Consider the following 24944-nt stretch of genomic DNA (forward strand, 5'->3'; position numbering starts at 1 on the left):
TTACCTGCCCACGACTTACTTGCCCACCACCACGAATCCTTCTGTGGTCAGGGTGTTCTCAGGGCCGAACTTGAGCTTTCCGTACGAACCGATGGACGGCTCCCCCGAATCGTTGAAGTCCAACTCACCGGTGATGCCGTCGTAGTCGATGTCGGTTCCCGCCTTCACCAACGGCAGGCACTCGACGTAGGACGTGCACTTGGTGCCGCCTTCGGTGACGCTGTTGATGTTGGCCGCGATGTCGGTACCGGCCGTCGACTTCGCCTGCTCGGCAGCGAGCGCTGAGATCACCACCGCGTCGTATGACTCTCCGGCGTAGTTGAAGTCGATCAGAGAGGGGTTCACAGCCTTCAGACGATCCTGGAAGGCAGCTCCGACGTCCGTCAGGGGCGTCGTTCCCTGCATGGTGTCGAGCAACGGCTTCGCCACGGATTCGCCGAGAGCGTTACCCATGTTGCCGTCGACGCCGTACATCGCCATTCCGTCCGACGGGCCGATGCCCACTTCGTGCATGCGCGTGATGATCTTCGCCGACTCTTCGAAGCCCACCAGTGCCACTGCATCCGGATTGAAGTTCTTGACTTGATCGACTTCGGAGTTGAACGACTGCGCGTTCGGGTCGTAGATGATCTTCTCGATCTGATCGGAGGGGACACCCGAATCGATCAGATTCTTTTCGATGTTGTCCGCCAGACCCGTCCCGTACGGGTCGTTGAGGGCCATGATCGCTACGCGCTGACCACCGTCGTCCGAAATGAGCTGTGCGACGGCCTGAGCCTGCAGTACGTCCGTCGGAGCGGTGCGGAAGTACATGCCCTTGTCTGGGTAGCAGACGAATTGGTCCGAGGTGTTGGCAGGCGAGAACATCACGACGCCTGCGCTGGCGATCTTGTCGATCACCTTGAGCGAGACCGAAGACGACGCGGCGCCGACGATGACCTGAGTGCCTGCAGCCAATTCGCGGTCGACGGTGGTATTGGCGGTGTCCGTTGTGGTGTCACCCGAATCGCCGGGAATCAGCTGGACCGGTTGGCCGAGAACGCCTCCGGCTGCATTGACGTCGTTGACTCCCAGCTGGGTGCCCGCGACCATCGGCGGCCCGAGGAACGACAAGCTGCCTGTATCGGGAAGAAGCGTGCCGATGCGCAGCGCTTCCGTGGACGGGGTGGCGCCGGCCTTGGCCTGCTCCGGGGTGCAATCAGTCGTGACGGATGTCGTCGCGGCAGAAGCGCCGGACGTAGAGCCACTCGAAGACGAGTCATCCGACTTGTCCGAGCTACAGCCTGCAAGTGCCAGTGATGCCGCGCCGAGAACTGCAGCAGTACGCACAAGTGTTCGTCTAGCCATCCCACGCTCCTAAGATCAGCCGGTGCTCGCGCCACCCGAACTGGCGCTCGCTGTGGGATCAGACGCTAGACCTTGGAACCGTTTCGCGATCCTTCAAGAAAGCCCTGTGACCTGACTGTTATCTGAAGGTGCACAGTGTTTACACGGCTGTAGCGCTGCGCGACGTTTCGACGGTCGACGCAGCAACCGGGTAACCCGGACACTTTGCTCAAGCGTCCGGTTCACCGCCCAGAGTTTCCAGTACGACCTGTGCGACCGCCTTCATCGTGGAGCGCCGATCCATCGCGGCGCGCTGAATCCACTTGAACGCCTCAGGTTCGGTGAGCGCTTGGCGAACCATCAGAACACTCTTGGCTCGCTCGATCAGCTTGCGTGCTTCGAGCCGGTCCGAAAGATCAGCGACCTCACGCTCGAGCGCCGTCACCTCGCGGAAACGACTGACCGCCAATTCGACAGCGGGAACGAGGTCACTGATCGAGAACGGCTTGACCAAGTAAGCCATGGCGCCGGCATCGCGTGCGCGCTCGACCAACTCGCGCTGACTGAACGCTGTGAGAATGACAACAGGAGCGATGCGTTTGGCGGCAATCTCCGAAGCGGCGTCGATGCCGTCTCTCCTGGGCATTTTCACGTCCATGATGACCAGATCAGGCTTGAGCGACTCGGCCAACTCCACCGCGACCTGCCCGTCACCCGCCTCACCGACGACGTCGTAGCCCTCTTCGCGGAGCATCTCGACCAGATCCATGCGGATCAACGCCTCGTCTTCAGCGACGACAACACGACGGGGTGCGAGCTGATTGCCTTGCGGCTGCGGCGAATTCATGGCCACCATCCTCCTCCATCGAACCGCCCCGACACGAGACGCGAACGATTAGAGGGTACCGGTGTTTGACATTGAAATCGCATCTTCTAATGTAGTCATCGCAACAAGCCCTCGTATCCCAATTGGCAGAGGAAACGGATTCAAAACCCGTCCAGTGTGAGTTCGAGTCTCACCGAGGGCACAACGAGATAAACATCAAAACCCCCTGGCGACAGGGGGTTTTGATCATCCTAGAGCGGCTTCCGGAGAATCTTCTGGACACGCTTTGGACACAGACTCCGCAGCCGCCGCGTCCAACGCGTCCGCGAGGTCGCCAAGTTGGTCGGCGAACAGGTGGCCGTATCGGTCCATCGTCAGCGTCGCCGACGCGTGACCGAGCTGAGCTTGGATGGCCTTCGGATTCGCACCGGCCGCAATCATCAACGAGGCCGCAGTGTGGCGCAGCGCGTGCACACCAATCTGCGGGAAACTTGGGTCGTCTGCCTGGCACCGTTCCACCGCACCGGACCACCACGACTTCCCCGAGGGCAACGTCATGTGGCCGCCTCGCACGTTCGGGAAGACGATGTCATCCCTGCCCTTACCCTCGCATTGTCTTGCGAGTGCCTCCGCAACCAAACGAGGTACCGCAATGGTGCGTTGGGCGTGAGACTTGGGCGAGCCCAACTCGACTCGTCCAGCCACCGTCACAGCGTTCTCGACAACGCGGACACGTCGCCGCAACAGGTCCAGGTGTCGAACCCTCAACCCTGCCGCTTCACCGAACCGTAGTCCGCCGAACCCGAGGAGCAACACGAGACCTCGACGCTCCCCCGCCTGCTCGGCCAACGCTTGCAGCTGCGCCATCGTCAGGTAGGTCTGCTCCCCTCGTTTCCGTCGCGGCAGTTTCACTCCTCGAGCGGGGTTGACCACTAGCAGTCGATCCGCGACCGCGTCGTCCAAGATAGACGCGAGGACACCAAAACAGCGCGTTATGGTCACCGGACCGCTATCGACCGACATATCTGCCACCCATTGTTGGACGTGGGTCCGCTTGATTCGCCCGACCGGAGTTTGTCCCCACTTCGGTTGGACGTGGTTGTCCCACGCCGACTTCACGACGCGGGCAGACGAGGGTTTGAGGTGCGCCTGCCGCCCGAGCCACTCGACGCCCAACTCTCCGATAGTCGCTCGGCCTGCGCTCTGTTGTACGAACGCGCCTGTCTGCTTGTCCACCTCGACTCGCGCTGCGTACGCGTTGGCGTCCCGCTTCGTCTTGAATCCGCGTTTGCGGGTCGTTTGGTGGTCCGGTGTTCGGTAGCGGACCTCGTAGCGGGTTCCGGCCTTGGTCGCATACTCCGACACGGTCGCCATCAGTTGAGCCCGAGCTCTTCTCGGAGCTGCTGCTTCAACTGCGCCGCAACCCCGCCTCGTCGTTGCGGTGAAGCGTCCCCGGCCAACCGGTCTCGTTCGGCCGACAGCGACCGCCCCCAAAGCTTTTTGGACGCCTGCGCGAGAGCCAGCCTCGAGACCCCGAGGTCGCGGGCACACCGTTGCTCGGTGAGGGACGACGACCGCAGAACGTCCAAGAGCACGGAGTCCTCAAGCGCACCTTCCGGCAGTTTCCCTTTTGGCCCTTTGGCGGACAGGAGTAGAGACAACGCCTCATCCTCGGGAGCAGGGGGCGTTATGGCAGCGACGGGCGAGCCTGCGCCGAACGCGGCCAGCTCCGCGACCTCGATAGTGCCCCCTGCTGCTTTGACATGACCTGCGCCCTGCAGGAGATCGGTCAAGCGAACGTCGCGTCCAGCCAGGACCGAGAGCGTCTGCGCGAGCCGGTACAGCTGGTCGAACGATAGAGACACTTCGCCGCGTTCGGCCGCCGAGGCTCTGCTATCGGACCAGCGCAGGCCATGTTTCCGCGCTTCTGTCGCGAGGTGGTCGAGCGTCCGTCCCATCTCTTGGCGTAGACGCCGGATGTTGGTTCCGATGAGTTCTTGAATGTCCATACGGAGCAGCGTAACGGATTGCGACGTATACGCCCACAACCCAACGTAGGCGTCCTAAATATTGCGGATTCCCATATTTCTATGATGTGATGATCCGGCACCAAGTCGCAAGGATCTTGCGCTCTCCGGTAGCGACAACGCACGAAAGGAAATCTGATGGGTTCTTCCACTCAACTCGCGACACCGGCTCCGTTGGCCAGCAGTGACGACGTGGCGACGTTCTTAGGTTGTTCGCGCCAGAGGCTCGCGGCTCTTCGCTACCAGGGACGCGGGCCGAAATTCGTCAAGATCGGCCAGCGCGTCGCGTACCGCTGGTCGGATGTTAACTCCTGGGTCGATGCCCAAACCTTCGAGGGCACAGCGCAATACAGCGCCTGAATACGAAAACGCCCCCAGTGCGCCAACACCGGGGGCGAATCCAGCCAACAATCCGAGTTCGCAGCTCGGACCGAAAGGGAAATCAACATGTCTATTGAATCAAGCACCCCCGAGAACCCGCAACCAAGCCCCTCCGACGAGACCCAACTGGAATACCCACCGGTGAGCGACCTGCAATCACTGATTGACGACCTGCAGGCGGTCGTTGATGGGATGGCACACCCCAAAGACTTCGAGTTCGTTTGCGCCTCTGAGATATATGAAACGCCCTGCAAGATCTCGGCGTGGATATCTGAAGTGTTCAACGTGACTCATGTCCGGGGGATACCTGCATTTGAGACCGTCGCGGACATCGTCGCGTGGGCCGAGGAAATCTGGGCAGACATCGCGCAGGATGAAGATTTCAGCGACAAGGATTTCCTCGTTGAAGACGTGGACTTCCGGGGAAAGCGCCTGATTATCACGTTTATGCACTCCGAATGCGCCTTCGTCACCGTCGAACCTAGCAAGGGCAGCGATTACTTCTCCATGTGCGGGCCTGACGAAACACGGGATTGGTTTCTCGAGCGCTTCGGCCCTGGCACGGTCGAGCCCCAGAGCATCGACCCGGACGCAGTAGCAGAACGCGAGCAGCTCGGAGCCCCTCAAATGAGCAATTCCTTTGCCTCCGTCGACGCCCCCGTTCGCGCCAAGTTCACGCCGCGACATGGGACAGTCTCGATTGGCCGTCAATCTGGCCCGAGTGTTGTCATCCCTGATGTGGTCGACGTCCATTCCCTGATTGACGACCTGCAGACCGCTGTTCGCGAGATGGCTCGCCACCAGGAAGCCGAGGCCACGGCATGAAAATACCGGCCAGCCAGAGGACCGAACGCCGGGACACGACCCGGCCGGTCGGCGAGCATCGTCGTTCGGCAGACGGTACGACACCGAGCAGTGGAGGCCACCAGACGAGCGTCACCGCTAAGCAGATGGAAGCTCTCGGCGCGCTGCTGCGACTCATCGACGAACGTTACTCCTCCGGAACCGCTTCCGAGTTGGTCTATTTCAAAGGTGTTCGAGTCTCGCTCCACGTACGAAACTGCCAGTCGCCCGACGGAATACTGCTCCGCATCAGCTCGACCTACGGTGCCGAAGTTCTCGAGCTGGTCCCGGCAGTGTCCCAGCAGTTCGACGCGGAAACCTTGGACAGCCAAAGCGTCCAAGACACCATCGACCAGGCACGCGACTGGCTCGACCGCGAGGTGCGCAGGGTTGTTCCTGCAGTGCAGCAAGCCAAGGTACAACTGCTCACCAAGCAGCTCGTAGACGCTGAACAGACGCGGCAGAGCGCCAACGCCTCAGTGTGGAATCGGCCGACCACTACGGAGGCCACCGAATGACCGCCCAGGAGCGATTCGAGCTGAAGGTGACCGGGTGGGCGTTCCTCGTCTACCTGCTGATCTGGGGCACGCTCGTCTTCTGATCGCGTGACCCCTGACACCAGTAATCCCCGACGCGCCCAGCGGACCCCGCCTCCATTCGGGTACCCGCTGGGCGCGCTCGTTTGCCCGGAAGACCAACGAGCGGCCACGAGAACCCGTCTCCGAAACCGGTTGTTGCCGAAAGCTTTTCTCCCTCTTAGCTTCCCTCAATTCCGACTGACCTCGACCAAAGCATTACTACTTCTACGTCAGAAATATCTCATGCTTTCGTTTCCTATGAGCAACCAAGACCCTAGACACGACGAGGCCGCAGAGGCCGCGCTACAGCGACCGAAACCCGGAACTCCCGAACACAAAGAGTGGCTGCGCGCCAAAGCTCGCGAGAACTGGCGAAAGCGAGCAGAACGAATCGCTGCCGACCCGGAGGCAAAAGACCGCGAACGACTCCGCAAAAAGGCTCGCAACTACGAAGCGCGTCAACGCCGGAGGGTCGGAATCCTCCCCCTACCTATCGGCCAACGCGTCCCGAAAGAGCAGTGACCCCGACAGCAGTCCGCCCCAATTGCTGGCAGGCAACCGGGGCGAACGGAGCGCGCACGTACACGCTGAACACGACACCCCCAGCGTAACACGCGCTCCTCATAACAGATGAGGAGTAATAGTGAAATCCGCAGCACGACAGGCTAAATCAGCACCCCACTCCATAGCGCCCCCTGCTGGCCCGTTCGCTGACCACGCGCCCGCGCTGGCCGCTGACGGCTGGTCCGTCTTTCCGATCGTCCCGCGAGGGAAGGTCCCCTACGCGGGGTCGCACGGACACCGCGACGCGACTACCGACCGGGCGCAGGTCGAGGAGTGGACCCGCATTCACGCGAACGGGAACATTGGTATTCGTCCGGCCGGGGGAATGCTCGTTGTGGATATCGACTCCGCTGCTCTCCTCGCCCCGTGGATGAACGAGCGCGGCCTGTCGTTGCCTCCGACACGTGTCGTCCGCACCAATCGCGGAAGCCACTACTACTACGCGCACTCCTCGGAACGTCCTCTACTGGCCACGATTCCGGGCGTGGACCTCAAGACCTCGAAGGGGTTCGTCCTGGCTCCAGGGTCCATCCACAAATCCGGCCGCATCTATCGAGTATGGCGAGACCGCCCCATTGCCGAACTTCCCCGCGAGTGGCTAGAGCACATCCAGCGCCCCGAACCGAAGCCGCGCCCTCCCGTGGTCACGAGATCAGGGGGCGTTTCCGTGGGAACACCGAACGGGGCTCGACTGGTCAAGCTCCTTGCGGTTAAGCGGCCAGGCGACGGACGCCGCAGTTACTACCAGTGGTGCGTCGGCGCAGCGTACCGCGACTACGGCGGCTCGCCCGACCTCGTGAACCGACTCCGCGACATGGCCGTGCAGATCGGACTCGACCCGGCCGACGTGGACCGAATCGCGGCCTGGACTGCGGATCAATACATCAATACAAATGACTCTCTCCCTCCGGTCGATGGGGTCTCCAATCTGGATCGGAGCACACTCAATGCCTAAGCTCGGCGAATTCGAGGGCGACCTCGGCAGCACGAAACCGAGGATCATCGACCCCCGACTGGAAGCGTGCGTGACGCCTGCGACGCCCGCTGGGACGGCCGACGGGACAAGTACCCGTCCCACCTCCGAAAACGCTCCATCGCAGGTCAGAGCATATGAAAAAGCGAATGGGACGGGTGGGACGGGTTCGAGGGGGGTAGACCAAAAGACCCCTGATTCAGCGCCGCTCGGGTCAATTCTCGATGACACCGAGAAGCTGATCCGCAGGTGGATTACCTACACCCACGAGGCCCATTACGTCACCAACGCTCTGTGGGTCGCCGCGACTCACCTCATTGACGAGTCGAACTACGCCCCGCCCTTGGTTCTGAACGCTCCTCGCATGAACTCCGGCAAGACCACGGTTCAGGACATCACCCGGATGATGTCTCGAGACTCCCTCGCCGCAAGCAACGTGACAGGCGCAGCCCTGTTTCGACTGATCGACGCGAAACACCCGACGATCTTCATTGACGAGGCCGACAACTCGAACCTCGACGCGGAAGGTGGTGAGGTCTTTCGCGCCGTCATGACCTCCGGCTTCAAGCGCGGCGCGTCGTCCAACTTCATTCGTTCCGTTCAGGGTAAAGGCGACTTCGTGCCGAAGGTCTATAACGTGTTTGGGTTGGTCTGCATCGCGGGCAACGGCAAATTCGCTCCGGAAACGGTGCTGTCTCGCGGGTTCGTGATTCCGCTTCTCCCCCGCACAGCAGCCGAAGAGGCCGTCGCAGAAGAGTTTGACGAGGAATACCACGAGGGCTTGTTGGATGAAGTACGCGGACGATTCGACACCTTCGTTGCCGCAATGGAACCGGGCACAGTTCGCGGTCGAGAGGTCGAATGCACTGTTGGTGGTCGCAACGCCCAGAAGTGGCGGTTTTTGCTCCGGATCGCGGACCTTGCCGGGGGCGAGTGGCCTAGACGAACACGGGAGGCCGCCGAGTACCTGTGCGGTGTCGGCAAAGAATCGAAGGAATACGCCAACGAGGCCACGTTGTTATTGCGGGATCTTCGGACGGTATTCGTCTACCTGCTCGCGACAGACGAACCGCAGAACCCCGACGCGAAACTGCGGGAAGGGATTCCGACTCGAACACTCCTGTCGTACCTGCATCAGCCCGACCACCCGGACTTCACCCGTCCACTCGTGAACTCGAAGGGCGAGTTGGTCGAACTGCCTCCGGTCGATCCGTGTTGGGCATCGAAGTCTGACGAGTTGGACGACAACCGTTTGACTCGAATTCTGCGGGAGTCCTTCGCGATTCACTCGAGCAAGAAACGCAACATGTACCCGGACGGTAAGCAGCTCCGGGGCTACGCAGTCGCAGACTTGGTGGACCTCTTCGGCAGGTTCCTGTGACCTCCTTTTGGTCTAACCCCGGAAACCTGTCCCATACGTCCCATTTTGGTATCTCACCCCCTCTGACCGGCCACGGAGCACTATTGAGGACCGGGACGGGTAGTCGTCCCAACGACACGTCCCAGAGGCACAAAGCGTCCCCAGCGGGACGCCTGGACGGGAGCGCACTAGACGTCGAAGCGCCTCGCGTTCTCTCGATGCTCACTCTCGAAAGCCAAAGCGGAGGCGTTCCCACGCCGCACGGGCACCGAAACCGTCGGAACGCCCGCCAGGCCAAGGGAAGCCAAACGAGACACAACAACGACGCCTTTCGGGGGGAGCGCCTCCGCTTTGGCTTGCCGGGGACGTTCCGACCTGACCGTTTCGCGAAAAACGCCCCCTGGCCTTTGTCCACATAGCCAGCACCCAAGCGGAGGCGTCCACCCCCCGCCGCCCTCGAACCCAAGGAGATCTCAAATGACGCGGAACCTGCAGTACAACGAACTGATCGAAGTTGTCAGCGCCTGGTGGGACTCCCGAGTAGTCCAAGACACCCAAGGTTCGCTCTCGACTGCCAAGGCCCTCGGCGACCTCGCCAAATGGTGCAACAACCTCGGGTACGAGACACCGCTCGAGCTTCATTCGAAACAGATCATCTCCCAGAACCACGCCGGGAAAACCACTGACCTGCACTCCCGCACGCAGCGGGGTTGGCGCGGGTTCTCGATCCCGAACCTGGAGGACGCCAACTGGAAGGCAGCATGGGCCGCAGTCCCGACTGAAGATGTGCCGAAACGCCCACGAGGGGTGCTCGGGTTGGCGGTCCGAGTTCGCCGCTTATGGCTCCAAGGTCGCCTCGGATTCATCCCCTGTTCGGAGATCCGCCCGACCCGCCAACTCCTCGCGCTGACGAACGCCAGCGCCGCAGACCTTCTGTTGGCGGCCGAGCTCATCAACAAGAATCTCGACCTCGTCCTGTCGGCTGACGTGCGGGATCGCGAGGTAACCGCGCATTGGGCGAAAGTCGAACTCCGAGAAGCGCAACGCGAGTTGAACCGCCGCGTTCAGGCTCGCCAACGTCGCGACATGTTCCCACCGACCCACACGGAAATCGAATCCGAAGCGGCTTCTTTCGCCGTCTGAACCCTCGTGGGGGTCGGAATGCCCACCAACCCCCTCGAACGTCTCCCGATAGACGCGAGACACCAGAACACCACCCCGAGAGCGGTTCGGCCAACAACCCACGACCGGACGGAAGACCCGTGAAGATCAACGTAAATATCGACACCGCCCTCTCTGACGACGACGTTCTCGACCTGATCGACGAAACCCGCTGCGCAGGCATCGGACCGCAAGCGCAGGTGGCGTCCCGAATGGCAGTCGCGCAGGCGCTACTCGGACTCACTCAGGAAGTGCGAGCACTCCGCGAAGAAATCGCCGCCAAGCGATGACCCCGGCCGCATTCATCACAGGCGTGGTCGCGCTCGACCCCAGAGCTGCCGCCCTCGTCGCGAAGGCCATCCGAACCGGAAACGAGCAGCTCCGCGCCCACGGCGCACCGGGATTCACCCGCGACGTACTGGCCGCGGGCGTAGCGCTTGAGAACGCCAGCCGCGCGGGCGCGAACGCCATAACCGCCAGTGCCGCAACAACACCCAATGATGGACTGGTCCAGGACGCCGAGCGGCTGACAACCGAGCAGGCCGCAAACCTTCTCGGGGTCACTCCAAACGCCGTGCGGGACTTGGCGCGCCGAGGTCGCCTCGACGGCCACAAGATCGGCCAGAACTGGACCTTCGACCCCTGGCAGATCGAGGCCCGCAAACGACAACAACGACAGGGCAACTCATGACCACCAAGAAGAAACCCCCAATGACAGCGAAGGAACGGACACGAGTCCTCGCCGCTGCCGCCGACAAACGCGCATTGAAGCGCCAGTATCCGGGCTTCTACGCCACGCGAGACGCGACCGTGAAAGCGGCCGTAGCCACAGGTCGAATCCTCGCAGCTCGAGTCGGATACTGGAACGACCAATACGACCTCAACCCGGTGGAGACCACCGAACGACTGCGGGCGTTGCAGCCCGTGCTGCTGGCCTCGAACAACCCGACCTCCACTGAGGACCGCGTGTGGCACGAGCGCCACCTCGCCGCAGGTGGGAAGCAAGCCGAAGCCGACCTCGGATGGTTCGATACGGCAGACCTCACCGCCTCGGCCGCACCTCTCACCCCCGACACCAGCAACACCACCCACCTCGCCAGCGCCGCCAGCGCCGACGACCTCGGGTGGTTCGACGCCGCCGACCTCGAAGCCGACATCGCCGCATCGGCACCGGCCGAGACCCCAACCACCAACAACACCGCCTCGTCTGACGACGACGGCTGGTTCTCCTGAGGAGCTAGAACATGGTTGCAAACATCAATGACGTCCAACGCCTCCGCGACACCGTTCAGGCACTCGGGGCCGAACTGCCCCAGTCGCTAGCCAAGACCGCCGAGCTTGCATCGGCTATCGCCAGTAGATCGGAGGTTTCAAGAGCACCGAATCTCGAAGGGCTTCTGAGCGATCCTGATCTGACGGCCGCTGAAATCGAAGGTTTCATTTCGGACGTGGGTACGGCCAGCGCCCGCGAGTACCACTCGTCGCGGCCAAGGGAAATCGCCGTCCATACCCTCGTCCAGCAATTCACTGAGGACCTGCGCGGAGCCGGGGGTGACGCCCTGATGGACACCCTTCGACCCAAATTCGAGGAGGCGGCCGGCGCCTTCGCCGAGGCGGGCCGGCGGCTGGATGGCGGGGCATCGGCCGAGTCCATCCTCGCCAGCGGCGAACCCGAGCAGATCGAGGCGTGGCGCGCCCTGCCGCAGGCGCAGGCAAAGGCCGATTCGATTCGTGGTCTTGTGCGCTTGATGGTTGTGCACTTCGGTGTTGTGAGGACAACCGAGTACACCGAGGACCACGCACAGGCCGCCTTCTTCTCGGCGTCTTCCGATCAGTTGATTCAGGCGGGGCACGCATTCGGGGGTACACACCACGGCCTACGGGGTGGAGTGTGGGCCAAGGTGCCGATGCGAGTGCTCAACACGGTCACCGAAGCGCGAGCGATCATGGCGGATGCAGAGTCCGGACCGTTGGAACCTGCCCGCAAACCCACCGAGCGCGAGCTCGGGAGTTTGCCACACCGCTAGACGGTCCGAGAGACCCTGGCCCGATATACCCCGTCACAAATGTCGAAGTACCTGGGGGCCAACTCCTCCGAGGTCAATTGGCTCTTTCTCCCTCCGAAATTCTGCGGGGCTCTCGTCCCCGGTCGTGGGGGTTCTCGGCCTCCTCGCGGGGTATTCCGAGGCCCCCACAGACTGTGAATCGCTCCGAGGCCAAGCGAGACCCCAGAACGCGCATGACGGAACCAATTCCACAGCGGGCGTCAACGTCCCCGACCTGGTACTCCAATTCAAATCAGGAACCGGAATCGAAGGCAGGTTAGGGCAAGCCTTTCTCCCCCACTGATCCAGCCTGCGCCCCTCGTTTCGCGTGCAGCAACCCGCCGCGACCGGGGAACCCCCTACCGACACGGCCACCGGCCAGCAGGTAGGGGGTTCTCGGCTGTTCGGAAAGCTCCCCCTGATCGCGAAACTCGTTCGCAGGCGCGAGCCCAGATGGCAGGAGCACAAAACTGCCCCCAAACCTCCATGGGTTTGGGGGCGTCCACTTTCGACTAGCTATGCATCGGCAAGGAAGTCCGAGAACATCGAATCATCCGAACTTGCAAAGTAATGGCCGTGAGTCTGCATCACGGTCTGGATGCTGTCCGCACCGATGAGCACGATTTCAAATTTGTCCAGATGCCGATACGCGCGCTCCGCTGCGTCGTACGCACGGATGGCGGCATGGCGGTCCAAAAACTCGCCTTGATGTACAAGTTTCGCTTGGTCAAAGCTATAAACAAGCAGGAAATGGACGGTATCGTCTTTACCCATCTCTAGCTCCTCCCTCTATGTCAAGCCCGGTAGTGGCCAGCAGCAACAACTGCGCCCCGAGCAGCGTCAAAGCGCGCGCGCAACTCAGACGGTATCTCCAAACCATACTCGCGTCTATAGATGACCTCGCCAGCAGCACCAAAATAGTCAATCATTTCATCCGGACCATTACCGTCCTTCAGATTCATCCCGAGCCGGGCGTCGGCCGCTTCGATTGCGTCCGCCCACTGCTGCTGACCCCGTGTCCGAAGCTGCACTTCAATGGGACGGTCATCACGCTTGACGACGATGTGAACCGCTCGATATCCGATGTCTTTTGGATTGACAATATAGTCCCGAGGGTCACGTTTGAAATCCTTCGACCAGTTCCGCTCAATGCGGCTCCGCACGCGATCAAGTTCAGCTCCGTCTGCAAGAACGGCACGAACTCCACCGATATCTTCAAGCCTAGCCAGGGCTGTTGTCCCAGTTGAAGTTTGAGAAGTTCGATGAAGCTTCCGAACGATTCTCGGAACGCGCTTAAGTCGCTGACCAATCGCTTCGTGCGCGATTTCTGTGCGGATCATGCTCTGCAATCCGAGTCGCACCTTCACGAGCGGGTACGAGTGAGCTGCCCTGAACGCCTCGATCACGGTCAGTGCCCGCTCGAGGTCGGCATCTGAGGCATCAACGCCATCGTGCCAAGCGCCACGAACCAACTCTCCACACTTATTGATCTGGTTCTTGCTCGGTAACGGATCTGCTGCCACGATGGAACCGTACATCGGGAAGTAGCCTCCCACGGCACCGTTTACAGAGTGACAACCATCACCACCCGGTCACTATGTGCAGATTGCGGAAACAACGTAGGGCCAACCAGTCGTCCCAGCGATCTAGCAACCCGATTCGGGAGCGCCACGTGGACACCATTTGGACACAATCTCGCCGAAGTCGCCAGAATCAGGACGACTTCCCGGTGGTCCGTTTCGCCAGCTAGATCGCAATATGGTCACATTGCCGCTGGACCCTCGGTGGCCGATTTTTATTTCGAGTCTCACCGAGGGCACCACCTGCCGCAGCTGGCCGCACCGCAAGGTTTCGGCATTCGGCTGTACCCCAGATCGACCGCCGTTAGATTCGATCCATGAACGGTCACCGGCTGATTGCTCTGCTCGGAGCCATATCGATTCTCGCGCTGCTCACCGGGTGTCAAACAGACGGCCAATCCAATACTGCCGGCGAATCCAGCACTGCCGGCGAATCTTCCAACCAGGCCGCGCTCGATGCTGCAACACAGACCGGCACCCTTCAGGTCGGCTCTCCCGCTATCGATGCCCCATCCACCGAGATCTCCATGCCTCCCCCGTTCCCGAACGACACGGAGGTCCCTTCACCGACTCCGCGCGTCGACGTGACCGAGATCGACGTGATCGATCACGATGGTTTCACCCGCATCACCTATCGCTTCGACGGAAGCGGATCTGTGTTCTGGAAAACCGAATACGTCAGTGAAGCAATCCGAGCGGGTGACAGCACAGTCGTGGACGTCGGAAGTCGATCGATACTTCAAGTCGACCTGATGGGAGTCCAATCGGATTCGTCGCTCAACTCCGTATCTCACGAGGGCGAAAACATCACGCGCATAGACAGTGCAGCCAGGAACAGTGCGATCCTGCAGTCGTTTGTCGGCACGGTCGACATCCGTCCGGCATACACCGTATCGACATCCGATTCACCGTCCCAGTTGACGATCGACATCCCCAAGGCAGACAGCTGACTGTCGAATACCCAATTGCGCGCTCAGCTCAGCCATTCCAGCGCAGCGGTGCTCGACGCGGTAATTCGGTTATCGCGGGGCGGATGAATACTCCGTCTCGAAACCGAGGTCTCACAATCGATCCGAGGCGATTGCGGGGTCCGGTTCAACACGACTGTCATGATTCTCACTGCATGCCCGAACGTCCGCTGCTCGAACTGCTGCTGCCAGTGTTTGTTCCAGCAGGACTGCCACCGTCATGGGGCCGACGCCACCCGGCACTGGTGTGATCGCACCGGCATGTGGGAGCGCAGCGGCGTACTCCACATCTCCGACGTTGCCCTCGTTGTACCCCGCATCGATCACCACTGCACCAGGCTTGATCCACGTCCCTTTGATCAGTTCCGGAACACCGACGGCCGCGATGACGACGTCTGCCGAGGCGACGTGGGCGGCCAGGTCGACGGTGCGCGAATGGCAGTATGTCACCGTTGCGCCTCGACGCAGGAGGAGCATTCCCATCGGCAATCCGAGTATCGGGCTTCGGCCGACCACGACAGCATGCTTTCCGGAGAGTTCGACGCCTGTGGCGTCGAGCAGGCGCAGGATGCCACTCGGCGTACACGATTCGAATCCCCCACCGGTCAACGCCATTGCCGCAAAAGATGCCGAAGTGACGCCGTCAACGTCTTTGTCGGCCGAGATGGCATCGAACGCGGCCCGTTCGTCGATGTGGTCTGGCACCGGGTGTTGCAGCAGTATGCCGTCGATCGAAGGGTCCGCCGACAACGCTCTCAGCACGCCGACCAGTTCTTCGGTGGTTGTACTCACCGGGAGTTCGACCGTCCGCGACGTCATTCCGACGGCGACAGATCGTTTGGCCTTCATCTGTACATACGCCTTCGAGGCCGGGTCCGCTCCCACGATGACGGCGGCCAGGCAAGGAACGTGCCCCGCCTCATCACGAAACTGCCTGGTGCGCACTGACAGGTCCGCTAGCGCAGCATCCGCAATTGCGCGTCCGTCGATTATTCGAGCGGCCACATTCTGGCTGGGCAGATTTTCTGTAGACAGATTTTCGGTGGGCCGATTCTCGATAGACATGGATCCCCTTCACACAAGATGTGTGAAGCACCCAGGCGGTCGATGCCTCGCGATGTGCACTCCCCGGTGGTAATTCCCACCCGCGCCAGTCGTGCGTGGTCAGCGTACCGCGCGTTTGTCTCACTGCCACGAAACGCGTCGAGAACGCCACTCACGAAACGAGACAAATCGACATAACCTATCAATAGGTAACGATCTGACCTGCAGTTATTCCATCCTGTGCAATTAGATGGCACGATGGGGGCAACCGCACGGGCACCAAGCATTGGAGGCACCGATGGACAACGGCAAGATAAACCTGACCTATGACGGTCGGGTGTCACTGAGCTTCCAACTGGCGATTCCGCACGCACCGGACAAGGTCTGGAAAGTGATAACGGAACGCGAGTACCTCGACGCCTGGTTTCCGGCGGACGTCGATTTCGATCTCACTCCCGGCGCGGATCTACTGTTCAAGGTGACACCGGAACAAGTCGAGCGTTTCGGACTGCCCGCAGATCACGTGACGCGCGGGACGGTCATCAGCGTCCACCCGCACCGAATTCTCGAATTCCTCTGGGACGCAGACACTCTTCATTGGGAACTGGCACCGGACGGCACCGGCGGCTGTTGGCTGACTCTCACCCACACGATGGAGGACGAGGAATCCGCGTACGCGCACGCCGCCGGCTGGCACGCGGGCTTGGAAGTTGTTGCGGCCCAACTCGATGGACGCGAAGTCGACTGGTCTCCGTGGGACCGCGCCGACGAACTCTCACCGCAATATCGCAAGTCTGCTTGATTCTGGGCCCGAGTTCAGTCTCGGGCCCGCATCTCATTCCCCTTTACGCGGGAAATGCCTGATCATTCCTTCTTGGACCACCGTCGCCAACAGCAGTCCTTCCACCGAGAAGTACCGTCCCGTTGCCAGACCGCGCGAACCTGCGGCGACCGGCGATTCGGTGGCGTACAGAACCCAGTCGGTGAACCGGAACGGGCGATGGAACCAGATCGAATGATTGACCGTCGCCGCGACGATACGATCATGACCCCAGGACAAACCATGAGTGGTCAGAATCGAATCGAGCACGGTGGTGTCGGACGAATATGCCAGCGTCGCAGCGTGAATGAGCGAATCGTCCGGCAGATCACCGTCGGGGCGCATCCACACCCGATTGTGGTTGAGTTTCTCGCCGGTGCCCTTGAGGATCCACGCCGGATCGTTGGCGTACCGCATGTCGATCGGCTTGAGCGCCGCACTGAAATGCGGCAGTTTTTCCTCGTACCCCACCAGATGATCGCCGATGGGAGGCAACGACTCCGGAAGTGGAACATCCGGGATCTCGACAGCATGGTCGAGCCCCTTGCCGGAGTCCTGGAACGCCGCGAGCATCACGAACAATTCGTTCTCACCCTGATAGGCAGTCACCTGACGGTTGGCGAACGCCCGCCCGTCGCGATGACGATCCACCCGATACTCGATGGGCGCCTTGACATCTCCGCCGCGAATGAAATGGGCATTCACCGCATGGATGGGGCGATCACCGTCGACGGTCCGCCCGGCGGCCATCAGTGCCTGAGACACCAACTGACCGCCGAACGTCCGCGAACCTACCTGTTTCGGGTGGTATCCACGGAACGCGTCTTCACCGATCTGCTCCAGATCCAACAGACCGAGGAGAGTACCGAGGTCGGTGGACGCGTTCGCGTGGGTCACTCAGTGGTCCTCTTCGCCGATACGGTGGACGTGAATGAGGTTGGTGGAACCGACAGTTCCCGGAGGGGATCCGGCAACGATGACCACGAGGTCGCCCTTGACGTACCGCCCGAGGGAGAGCAACGCACTGTCCACCTGACGCACCATCTCGTCGGTGGTGGCCACCGCATCGACCAGGAACGTCTCGGTTCCCCACGTCAGCGTCAGCTGACTGCGCACCGCGGGCAGCGGTGTGAAGGCGAGCAACGGCAGAGGCGTGTGCAGACGAGCCAGTCGACGCACCGTGTCACCGGACTGAGTGAACGCAACCAAGGCCTTGGCGTCGAGACGTTCGCCGATGTCGCGTGCTGCGTACGAGATGACACCGCGCTTGGTGCGCGGGACGTGGGTCAACGGTGGGACACGGGTTGATTCGTTCTCGACGGCCTCGACGATGCGGGCCATGGTGCGAACGGTTTCCATGACGTACTTGCCCACCGAAGTCTCGCCCGAGAGCATGACTGCGTCGGCGCCGTCGAGAACGGCGTTGGCGACATCGGATGCCTCTGCGCGAGTGGGACGTGAGTTCTCGATCATCGACTCGAGCATCTGCGTCGCGACGATGACCGGCTTCGCGTTCTCACGAGCAATCTGGATTGCGCGCTTCTGAACGAGCGGGACCTGCTCGAGCGGCAACTCGACACCGAGGTCACCGCGGGCGACCATGACGGCGTCGAACGCGAGCACGATGGCTTCGAGATTGTCGATGGCCTCGGGCTTCTCGAGCTTCGCGATGACGGGAACGCGGCGCCCGACTCGATCCATGATGGCGTGAACCAATTCGACGTCCGCCGGTGAGCGAACGAAGGAGAGTGCAATGAAGTCGACACCCAGCTTGAGAGCGAACTCGAGGTCGGCGATGTCCTTGCCCGACAAGGCTGGAACGGAGACGTTCATACCGGGCAGTGAGAGGCCCTTGTTGTTGCTGACCGGACCGCCTTCGGTGACCCGACAGACGACGTCGTTGCCGTCGATGGACGTGACGACCAGGCCGACCTTTCCGTCGTCGACCAGCAGTCGATCGCCGGCCTTGGCGTCGCGCGCCAATTCCTTGTACGTGGTCCCGACGCGATCGTGCGTTCCCTCGACGTCGTCGACGGTGATACGAACCTCTTCACCGTTGGCCCAGGTGGTCCGCTCGTCCTTGAATCGGCCGAGGCGAATCTTGGGCCCCTGAAGGTCGGCGAGAACACCGACGGCCTTTCCGGTGGCGTCCGACGCGGCGCGGACGCGAATGTAGTTTTCTTCGTGATCGGCATGCTCGCCGTGGCTGAAGTTGAGGCGCGCCACGTCCATGCCGCTCTCCACGAGCTCACGGATGCGGTCGCCAGAAGCTGTCGCAGGTCCAAGTGTGCATACAATTTTTGTCCGTCGGTTCACGGCTCGAGCCTAGTCGCTACCCCACCGCACTTCTATCCGGCATTTGCGACCTGCACTTTCTGTACTTACTCGATTCAGTTGGTCAGCTCACGAACAGCGGAAATGCCTTTGGATGAACCGGAGCCGGAAGCGCCGACTCGCCTGTGAGAAACATGTCGACGGCACGTGCGGCCGACCGTCCCTCGGCAATCGCCCACACGACCAGCGACGCCCCGCGATGCGCGTCGCCGCAGACGAATACGCCGGGTGTGCGGGTCTGCCACCCGACATCACACTCGATTCTGCCGAGTGGATCGGTGCCGACATCAAGGTCGGTGAGCAGTGGAGCGGTTTCGACGCCGTCGAAACCCAGAGCGAGCAGGACCATCTCGCACACGAGATCGATCGTGTCTCCAGTCTCCACCAAGGTTCGTTGTCCGTTCTTCGCTCGTGACACGGCTACCGGAACCATCCGGATTGCACGGACCGCACCCTTACCGTCGTCGAGAAATTCCTGCGCAGCCCATCGGAACCGTTTGTCACTGCCCTCCTCGTCTGCCGGCGAGCTGCGTAGGACCCGCGGCCACAACGGCCATGGGTCGCGATCTCGATCGCGGTGTGCCGGAGGTGGGACGTGGTAATCCAACTCCGTCACTGCGTGCGCACCCTGGCGATGCACCGTGCCGAGGCAGTCGGCGGCCGTGTCGCCGCCACCGATGATCACGACGTTTTTACCTCGCGCCGAGATGCTCGACGCACCATCACCCTCGCATTCGCGGTTGGCCGCCCGCAGGTACGTCATCGCAGGATGGATTCCGCGAAGACTACGACCCGGTACGTCGGTGTCTCTGACACGATCAGCCCCGACCGCCAGGATTACCGCCTCGAAATCCGTCAGGAGGTCGTGCGCGCTCACGTTCACTCCGACGGCGCAGTCAGTGACGAATCGGGTCCCCTCGGCGGTAAGTTGGTCCAGCCGCCGGTTGATGAGGGCCTTGGGCAACTTGAATTCAGGAATTCCGTAGCGAAGCAGTCCCCCGATCCGATCGCTCCGCTCGAACACCGTGACACTGTGTCCGGCTCGTGTCAGTTGTTGAGCCGCGGCCAGTCCCGCCGGTCCCGAACCGACAACCGCAACACGGTTTCCGCTGTGAACTACCGCAGCCTGCGGCCCCAACCAACCCGACTCCCAGGCGTTGTCGACAATCGCCTGTTCGATGCGCTTGATGGTGACACCCCCCGACGTGTGCTCGTCGTCGAGTGCGAGAACGCACGCCGTTTCGCACGGTGCGGGGCACAGATGTCCGGTGAACTCGGGGAAATTGTTGGTGAAATGCAGATTCTCCGAGGCTTCGGACCACCGTCCACGCCGAACCAGGTCGTTCCATTCCGGAATGAGATTGCCGAGCGGACACCCTACGTCGGCCGAATGGCAGTACGGCACAGCGCAGTCCATGCAACGCGAGGCCTGTGCAGATACGTCTCGATTTCGCACGACGGGATCCAGCGACTCGTATACCGACGCCCAGTCGCCGACACGCACATCGGGCGGTCTGGTCGGTGCGTCGGATCGTTTCACGTTGAGGAACCCGCGTGCGTCAGGCATGAGCCGGCTCCACCAGTTCGTTCTCTTCCACGACCTTCCGGTAGTCGACAGGCAAGACTTTGGTGAATCTCGGACTCTGGCCAACCCAGTCGTCGAGAAGTTTCGCAGCCACCGGCGAGCCGGTCGCAGCCAAATGCTCGCCGAGAATGTCGACCAGCTGACGACAGTCTTCCGCCGAAGGCCGCTCCAGCACGACCATGTCGCGGTTGACCTTCTCTGCCTTCACATCGAGTACGAAGGCAATTCCGCCCGACATTCCCGCAGCAAGGTTCCTACCAGTTGGGCCGATGATGACGACGCGACCCCCGGTCATGTACTCACACGCATGGTCGCCGACGCCTTCCACCACAGCGACCGCACCCGAGTTTCGCACCGCGAATCGTTCCCCGACACGCCCCCGGGCATAGAGCGCACCGCTCGTAGCGCCGTACAGCAGCGTATTGCCGGCAATCACCTGCTCCTCGGCCACGAAGGGTGCGTCCTCACTCGGCCGAAGCACAATTCGTCCACCCGAGAGCCCCTTTCCCACGTAATCGTTTGCATCGCCGACAACGACCAGCGAGATGCCCGGTGGCAAGAACGCACCGAGTGACTGGCCCGCCGTTCCACGGAGCACGACGTCGATGGTGCCGTCAGGTAGCCCGACGGCACCGTAGCGTCTGGTCACCTCAGCGCCCAGCCTCGTTCCCACCGCTCGATCCGTATTGTGTACTGGCAGTTCGATATGCACGGCTCGAGCGTCCTCGAGCGAGTTCGCAGCCAAGTCGATCAGGGTGCGTTCGAGTTCGCTCGAAGTAGGTACATACGGTAGGAAGGCCGCGCCGGCCGGCGCGGCCGGAACGTCGAAGAGTGGTGAGAGGTCCAACGTCCGACTCTTCCAATGTGCCACCGCCGGAGACATTTCCAATACGTCTGCGTGCCCCAGAGCATCGTCGATACTTCGAAACCCCAATTCTGCCAACAACCGTCGCACGTCGTCGGCGATGAAGCGAAAGAAGTTCTCGACGTACTCGGGCCGCCCGGTGAATCGCTCGCGCAGTTCGGGATTCTGCGTCGCTACTCCGACAGGGCAGGTGTCGAGGTGACATACCCGCATCATGACGCACCCGGCCGCGATGAGTGGCGCCGTGGAAAACCCGTACTCCTGCGCCCCCAGCAACGCGGCGACGACGACGTCCCGCGCCGTGCGCAAACCCCCGTCACACTGGACGACGATCCGATCGCGTAACCCGTTGAGCACCAGGGTCTGCTGAGTTTCGGCCAGCCCGATCTCCCACGGCGTACCCGCGTGGTGGATGGACGAGAGTGCCGCAGCACCCGTCCCGCCGTCGTGACCGGAGATCAGCACCACGTCGGCGTGCGCTTTGGCCACACCTGCCGCAACAGTCCCGACTCCGACTGCGCTGACCAACTTCACGTGTATCCGCGCACGATCGTTTGCGCATCTGAGGTCGTAGATCAATTGGGCGAGATCCTCGATCGAATAGATGTCGTGGTGCGGGGGCGGAGAAATGAGCCCGACCCCAGGCGTCGAGTACCGGGTTTCCGCGATCCACGGGTACACCTTGGACCCCGGAAGCTGCCCTCCTTCACCGGGCTTGGCACCTTGGGCCATCTTGATCTGAATGTCGGTGGCATTGACCAGGTAATCGCTGGTCACCCCGAAGCGCCCACTCGCGACCTGCTTGACTGCGCTTCGACGCTTGTCGTCACGCAACCGCTCCGGCGACTCTCCGCCCTCACCGGTGTTGGAACGCCCGCCGAGAGCATTCATCGCAACCGCCATCGTCTCGTGCGCCTCCGCAGAGAGGGAACCGTAGCTCATCGCACCGGTGTTGAATCGAGCGAGAATCATCTCGACGGGTTCGACCTGATCGAGCGGAATCGGCGGACGAACCTCACACCGAAATCGAAACAATCCCCGCGGTGTTCCGCCCTGCGCGCTCAGTCGATCGACTTCATCGCTGTAGCGGCGAAAGATTTCACTTCGCCCCGTCCGGGTCGCATGCTGAAGGAAGAACACGGATTCGGGTGTGAACACATGCAATTCACCATCGCGGCGATACCGGTACTGTCCGCTGTCGGTCAACTGACGATTGTCGAACTGACGATGCTGCACTGCGGACGACGAGAACGCAGCCGTGTGGCGCATCAGAACTTCGCGCGCGACTTCGGTGATACCGATCCCGCCGATCCGGCTCCGTGTGTTGCAGAAGTATTCGTCGACCAACTCTCGACCCAAGCCCACGGCCTCGAATACCTGTGCGCCCGTGTAGGAGTGAACCGTAGCGATTCCCATCTTCGACATCACTTTGAGCACGCCGAAATTTGTTGCTCTCAGGTAGTTGTCCGACGCAGTCTTCGGATCTATCCCGGGAAGTTCGTCCTGCTCGCTGAGGGCTTGGACAGATTCGAGAGCAAGGTACGGGTGGACAGCCGCCGCACCGTAGCCGATCAGCAGCGCGATGTGATGAACTTCGCGCGCGTCACCCGAGTCGACGACAAGGGAAACCTTGGTCCGCAGGCCATGACGAACCAGATCGTGGTGCACGGCTGATACTGCGAGCAATGACGGAATGGGAGCCTGCTCAGGGCCTGATCCACGGTCGGAGATCACCAGAATCTCGATTCCGGCTGCGGCGGCTGTTCGGGCGGACTCACGAAGCTTCTCGACGCCTTCGGTGAGACTGCCCCTCGGATCGAAACCTGCGCGAAGGACAGCGCTTCTCGGAGTTCTTGCGCCGTATAGTTCGGCGACCTTCGCCATCTTCCCCGGTCCGATCACCGGTTTGTCGAGAACAATCCTTCGGCACGACAGCGCCGACGCTTCGAACAAGTTCTGCTCAGCGCCGAGGGTGACACCAAGCGTAGTGACGACTTCCTCGCGAATCGCGTCCAAAGGCGGGTTGGTCACCTGAGCAAAGAGCTGAATAAAGTAGTCGTACAACAGCTTCGGCCGATCCGAAAGAACGGCGAGAGGCGTGTCGACACCCATCGATCCCAACGGCTCCGATCCTGAGCTTGCCATCGGGACAAGAATGTCCCGCAGGTCCTCGGCGTGGTATCCGAAGAGCAACTGCCGTTGCAACAGCGGAGCCGGATCGCCTCGGGCAGGCGCAGTCTCGGGGATGTCCTCGAGGTCCACCAATCCCCCGTCGACCCAGTCCCGGTAGGGGGCTGTGCTCGCGAGTTCGGACTTGATCTCCGCATCGGAAACGATCCGATGGCGAGCGGTGTCCACGAGAAACATGCGTCCCGGTTCGAGGCGCCCCTTCTCCAACACCTCGGACGTGGGAGCGTCGAACACACCGCTCTCACTGGCCAACACGATACGGTCGTTCTTCATCCGCCACCATCGCCCTGGGCGAAGACCGTTGCGATCCAACACGGCCCCGACAACAATGCCGTCGCTGAACGTCACGGACGCAGGACCGTCCCACGGTTCCATCAGACAACCGTGAAATTGGTAGAAGGCCTTTATCTCGTGGGGCATCGAAGAATCGTTCTCCCAGGCTCCGGGAATCATCATCGCGATGGCGTGTTGCACACTGCGGCCCCCGAGCGTCAAAAGCTCCAGTACTTCGTCGAACGACGAAGAGTCGGATCCTCCCGGGGTGCAGATCGGAAACAGGCGATCGATGTCCCCACCTAAAAGCGTGCTCCGCAGCATCGGCTCGCGAGCGCGCATCCAATTCCTGTTTCCCACAATCGTATTGATCTCGCCGTTGTGGGCGATGCAGCGATACGGCTGAGCGAGTGGCCACGACGGAAATGTGTTCGTGGAGTATCGACTGTGCACTACTGCCAACGCAGTTCGCATTCGGTCGTCGCGTAGGTCGGTGAAGTAACCGGGTAACTGCGTCGGCGTCAGCATGCCCTTGTACACGATGGTTCGGGCGGACAACGAGGGGAAATACACTGCAGTGTCGGCACAGTGAATCCGCTCGGCTTGTCTCCTGAGGGCAAAGACTCGTCGGTCCAAGGCAATTCCGCCCACACTACGATCTCGTGACTCGGCGCACGTCACAAAACACTGACTGATGTACGGAGCGCACTGCGCGGCAACGGTTCCGACGCAGTCTCGGTCGACCGGCACCTCTCGCCACCCGATAATCTGCAGTCCTTCTGCCGCTGCGTACCGGTGTATCCGAACTACCGCGCGCCGACGTGCTTCCTGATCCACCGGGAGAAAGCAGTTTCCGGCCGCGTAGGTGTTCTCACCCATCGCGTTGGGTGGTGGAAGCTCGAACTCGGTCACCGCGTCGAAGAACTCCGTCGGCAGCTGAATCAGAATGCCCGCGCCGTCTCCGCTGTTGGATTCGCGCCCAACTGCGCCGCGATGGGAGAGATTGCCCAGGACCGCGAGCGCATCGTCGACAACGGAATGCAGGTGGCGTCCAGAGGTGTCTGCTACCACGGCTACACCACACGAATCGGTTTCCTGATCGGGGTCGTACAGGCCTCGAGGTTCAGGTATTCGAGAAAACGGCACTCGGCGACCTCCACGCGGACATGCAGCCGACGAGCGCTAGTTTATCAGCCCATAA

General features: G+C 61.6%; 24 protein-coding genes and 1 tRNA gene. 14 read left to right on the top strand and 11 right to left on the bottom strand.

All coding sequences use genetic code 11. The features are described from left to right. Nucleotides 1-15: 15 nt before the first annotated feature. Nucleotides 16-1347, bottom strand: coding sequence for an ABC transporter substrate-binding protein (locus ATN38_RS20655; RefSeq protein WP_003944031.1), 1332 nt, complete (start codon nt 1345-1347; stop codon nt 16-18). Nucleotides 1348-1555: 208 nt separating this feature from the next. Beyond that, the gene (locus tag ATN38_RS20660) at nt 1556-2173 is read right to left on the bottom strand and encodes an ANTAR domain-containing response regulator (protein WP_003944029.1); all 618 of its coding nucleotides are present in this window, start codon (nt 2171-2173) and stop codon (nt 1556-1558) included. A gap of 107 nt (nt 2174-2280) precedes the next feature. Between ATN38_RS20660 and ATN38_RS20665 the strand changes: the two genes are divergently transcribed. Continuing rightward, a tRNA-Leu gene (locus tag ATN38_RS20665) sits at nt 2281-2354 on the top strand. 44 nt (nt 2355-2398) lie between these two features. Here ATN38_RS20665 and ATN38_RS20670 read toward each other — a convergent pair. Together ATN38_RS20670 and ATN38_RS20675 are read right to left on the bottom strand one after the other, a co-directional pair. Continuing rightward, on the bottom strand, nt 2399-3526 hold the full coding sequence (locus ATN38_RS20670) for a tyrosine-type recombinase/integrase (RefSeq protein WP_208721893.1): 1128 nt from the start codon (nt 3524-3526) through the stop codon (nt 2399-2401). Then, nucleotides 3526-4161 (bottom strand): helix-turn-helix domain-containing protein, encoded by a 636-nt coding sequence (locus tag ATN38_RS20675; RefSeq protein WP_208721894.1) that lies wholly within the window; start codon nt 4159-4161, stop codon nt 3526-3528. The genes ATN38_RS20670 and ATN38_RS20675 overlap by 1 nt, the downstream gene beginning before the upstream one ends. 156 nt (nt 4162-4317) lie before the next feature. Between ATN38_RS20675 and ATN38_RS20680 the strand changes: the two genes are divergently transcribed. From ATN38_RS20680 to ATN38_RS20730, 11 genes are all read left to right on the top strand, one after another. After that, complete coding sequence (locus ATN38_RS20680; protein ID WP_208721895.1) at nt 4318-4539, top strand: AlpA family transcriptional regulator; 222 nt, start codon at nt 4318-4320, stop codon at nt 4537-4539. Between the two features lie 87 nt (nt 4540-4626). Continuing rightward, nucleotides 4627-5385, top strand: a complete 759-nt coding sequence (locus ATN38_RS20685) for a hypothetical protein (protein ID WP_218748568.1) — start codon at nt 4627-4629, stop codon at nt 5383-5385. Further along, the gene (locus ATN38_RS20690) at nt 5382-5921 is read left to right on the top strand and encodes a hypothetical protein (RefSeq protein WP_208721897.1); all 540 of its coding nucleotides are present in this window, start codon (nt 5382-5384) and stop codon (nt 5919-5921) included. The genes ATN38_RS20685 and ATN38_RS20690 overlap by 4 nt, the downstream gene beginning before the upstream one ends. A 318-nt stretch (nt 5922-6239) precedes the next feature. After that, entirely contained in the window at nt 6240-6503 is a 264-nt protein-coding gene (locus ATN38_RS20695; RefSeq protein WP_208721898.1) for a hypothetical protein, read from the top strand. Between the two features lie 121 nt (nt 6504-6624). Beyond that, a complete protein-coding gene (locus ATN38_RS20700; protein WP_208721899.1) occupies nt 6625-7500 on the top strand; it encodes a bifunctional DNA primase/polymerase in 876 nt (291 codons plus the stop codon). Between the two features lie 382 nt (nt 7501-7882). Further along, complete coding sequence (locus ATN38_RS20705; protein WP_218748569.1) at nt 7883-8899, top strand: DUF3631 domain-containing protein; 1017 nt, start codon at nt 7883-7885, stop codon at nt 8897-8899. A 456-nt stretch (nt 8900-9355) separates the two neighbouring features. Next, the gene (locus tag ATN38_RS20710; RefSeq protein WP_208721901.1) at nt 9356-10021 is read left to right on the top strand and encodes a hypothetical protein; all 666 of its coding nucleotides are present in this window, start codon (nt 9356-9358) and stop codon (nt 10019-10021) included. A gap of 119 nt (nt 10022-10140) precedes the next feature. After that, nucleotides 10141-10329, top strand: coding sequence for a hypothetical protein (locus tag ATN38_RS20715; RefSeq protein WP_041815016.1), 189 nt, complete (start codon nt 10141-10143; stop codon nt 10327-10329). Continuing rightward, nucleotides 10326-10730 carry a helix-turn-helix domain-containing protein gene (locus ATN38_RS20720; protein WP_208721902.1) on the top strand — a complete coding sequence of 135 codons (405 nt, stop codon included), beginning with the start codon at nt 10326-10328 and terminating at the stop codon, nt 10728-10730. The genes ATN38_RS20715 and ATN38_RS20720 overlap by 4 nt, the downstream gene beginning before the upstream one ends. A 20-nt stretch (nt 10731-10750) precedes the next feature. After that, entirely contained in the window at nt 10751-11272 is a 522-nt protein-coding gene (locus ATN38_RS20725; protein ID WP_208721903.1) for a hypothetical protein, read from the top strand. A gap of 11 nt (nt 11273-11283) precedes the next feature. Continuing rightward, a complete protein-coding gene (locus ATN38_RS20730) occupies nt 11284-12066 on the top strand; it encodes a hypothetical protein (RefSeq protein ID WP_208721904.1) in 783 nt (260 codons plus the stop codon). Nucleotides 12067-12600: 534 nt separating this feature from the next. On the opposite strand, the gene ATN38_RS20735 is transcribed toward ATN38_RS20730, so the two are convergent. Continuing rightward, complete coding sequence (locus ATN38_RS20735) at nt 12601-12858, bottom strand: hypothetical protein (protein ID WP_208721905.1); 258 nt, start codon at nt 12856-12858, stop codon at nt 12601-12603. Between the two features lie 20 nt (nt 12859-12878). Continuing rightward, nucleotides 12879-13607, bottom strand: a complete 729-nt coding sequence (locus ATN38_RS20740) for a RelA/SpoT domain-containing protein (RefSeq protein ID WP_208721906.1) — start codon at nt 13605-13607, stop codon at nt 12879-12881. A gap of 374 nt (nt 13608-13981) precedes the next feature. Here ATN38_RS20740 and ATN38_RS20745 point away from each other — a divergent pair, with 374 nt between their 5' ends. Further along, nucleotides 13982-14614 carry a hypothetical protein gene (locus tag ATN38_RS20745; protein ID WP_218748570.1) on the top strand — a complete coding sequence of 211 codons (633 nt, stop codon included), beginning with the start codon at nt 13982-13984 and terminating at the stop codon, nt 14612-14614. Nucleotides 14615-14725: 111 nt separating this feature from the next. Here ATN38_RS20745 and ATN38_RS20750 read toward each other — a convergent pair whose 3' ends face one another. Beyond that, nucleotides 14726-15697: a bifunctional 5,10-methylenetetrahydrofolate dehydrogenase/5,10-methenyltetrahydrofolate cyclohydrolase gene (locus tag ATN38_RS20750; RefSeq protein WP_218748571.1), complete on the bottom strand. Its 972-nt coding sequence runs from the start codon at nt 15695-15697 to the stop codon at nt 14726-14728. A 277-nt stretch (nt 15698-15974) separates the two neighbouring features. Here ATN38_RS20750 and ATN38_RS20755 point away from each other — a divergent pair, with 277 nt between their 5' ends. Continuing rightward, entirely contained in the window at nt 15975-16478 is a 504-nt protein-coding gene (locus ATN38_RS20755; RefSeq protein WP_042923025.1) for an SRPBCC domain-containing protein, read from the top strand. Between the two features lie 33 nt (nt 16479-16511). Here the strand turns inward: ATN38_RS20755 and ATN38_RS20760 are convergent, their stop codons facing one another. The 4 genes from ATN38_RS20760 to gltB form a co-directional block, all read right to left on the bottom strand. After that, nucleotides 16512-17393 carry an acyl-CoA thioesterase II gene (locus tag ATN38_RS20760; protein WP_003944096.1) on the bottom strand — a complete coding sequence of 294 codons (882 nt, stop codon included), beginning with the start codon at nt 17391-17393 and terminating at the stop codon, nt 16512-16514. Then, nucleotides 17394-18812 carry a pyruvate kinase gene (gene pyk / locus ATN38_RS20765; protein ID WP_003944038.1) on the bottom strand — a complete coding sequence of 473 codons (1419 nt, stop codon included), beginning with the start codon at nt 18810-18812 and terminating at the stop codon, nt 17394-17396. 82 nt (nt 18813-18894) lie between these two features. Further along, nucleotides 18895-20397 carry a glutamate synthase subunit beta gene (locus tag ATN38_RS20770; RefSeq protein WP_218748572.1) on the bottom strand — a complete coding sequence of 501 codons (1503 nt, stop codon included), beginning with the start codon at nt 20395-20397 and terminating at the stop codon, nt 18895-18897. After that, nucleotides 20390-24889, bottom strand: coding sequence for a glutamate synthase large subunit (gene gltB, locus ATN38_RS20775; RefSeq protein WP_218748573.1), 4500 nt, complete (start codon nt 24887-24889; stop codon nt 20390-20392). The genes ATN38_RS20770 and gltB overlap by 8 nt, the downstream gene beginning before the upstream one ends. Between the last annotated feature and the right edge of the window lie 55 nt (nt 24890-24944).

Origin of the sequence: Rhodococcus sp. FH8 (genome assembly GCF_019266085.1) — a bacterium.
Taxonomy (GTDB): Bacteria; Actinomycetota; Actinomycetes; order Mycobacteriales; family Mycobacteriaceae; genus Rhodococcus_F; species Rhodococcus_F qingshengii.

Coding starts and splice junctions, on each gene's coding strand:
- ATN38_RS20675 (WP_208721894.1), bottom strand. CDS start 4,161: ATGGACATTCAAGAACTCATCGGAACCAACATCCGGCGTCTACGCCAA.
- ATN38_RS20735 (WP_208721905.1), bottom strand. CDS start 12,858: ATGGGTAAAGACGATACCGTCCATTTCCTGCTTGTTTATAGCTTTGAC.
- ATN38_RS20680 (WP_208721895.1), top strand. CDS start 4,318: ATGGGTTCTTCCACTCAACTCGCGACACCGGCTCCGTTGGCCAGCAGT.
- ATN38_RS20670 (WP_208721893.1), bottom strand. CDS start 3,526: ATGGCGACCGTGTCGGAGTATGCGACCAAGGCCGGAACCCGCTACGAG.
- ATN38_RS20745 (WP_218748570.1), top strand. CDS start 13,982: ATGAACGGTCACCGGCTGATTGCTCTGCTCGGAGCCATATCGATTCTC.
- ATN38_RS20710 (WP_208721901.1), top strand. CDS start 9,356: ATGACGCGGAACCTGCAGTACAACGAACTGATCGAAGTTGTCAGCGCC.
- ATN38_RS20770 (WP_218748572.1), bottom strand. CDS start 20,397: ATGCCTGACGCACGCGGGTTCCTCAACGTGAAACGATCCGACGCACCG.
- ATN38_RS20690 (WP_208721897.1), top strand. CDS start 5,382: ATGAAAATACCGGCCAGCCAGAGGACCGAACGCCGGGACACGACCCGG.
- ATN38_RS20750 (WP_218748571.1), bottom strand. CDS start 15,697: ATGTCTATCGAGAATCGGCCCACCGAAAATCTGTCTACAGAAAATCTG.
- ATN38_RS20725 (WP_208721903.1), top strand. CDS start 10,751: ATGACAGCGAAGGAACGGACACGAGTCCTCGCCGCTGCCGCCGACAAA.
- ATN38_RS20685 (WP_218748568.1), top strand. CDS start 4,627: ATGTCTATTGAATCAAGCACCCCCGAGAACCCGCAACCAAGCCCCTCC.
- ATN38_RS20755 (WP_042923025.1), top strand. CDS start 15,975: ATGGACAACGGCAAGATAAACCTGACCTATGACGGTCGGGTGTCACTG.
- ATN38_RS20660 (WP_003944029.1), bottom strand. CDS start 2,173: ATGAATTCGCCGCAGCCGCAAGGCAATCAGCTCGCACCCCGTCGTGTT.
- ATN38_RS20695 (WP_208721898.1), top strand. CDS start 6,240: ATGAGCAACCAAGACCCTAGACACGACGAGGCCGCAGAGGCCGCGCTA.
- ATN38_RS20720 (WP_208721902.1), top strand. CDS start 10,326: ATGACCCCGGCCGCATTCATCACAGGCGTGGTCGCGCTCGACCCCAGA.
- ATN38_RS20705 (WP_218748569.1), top strand. CDS start 7,883: ATGAACTCCGGCAAGACCACGGTTCAGGACATCACCCGGATGATGTCT.
- ATN38_RS20730 (WP_208721904.1), top strand. CDS start 11,284: ATGGTTGCAAACATCAATGACGTCCAACGCCTCCGCGACACCGTTCAG.
- ATN38_RS20655 (WP_003944031.1), bottom strand. CDS start 1,347: ATGGCTAGACGAACACTTGTGCGTACTGCTGCAGTTCTCGGCGCGGCA.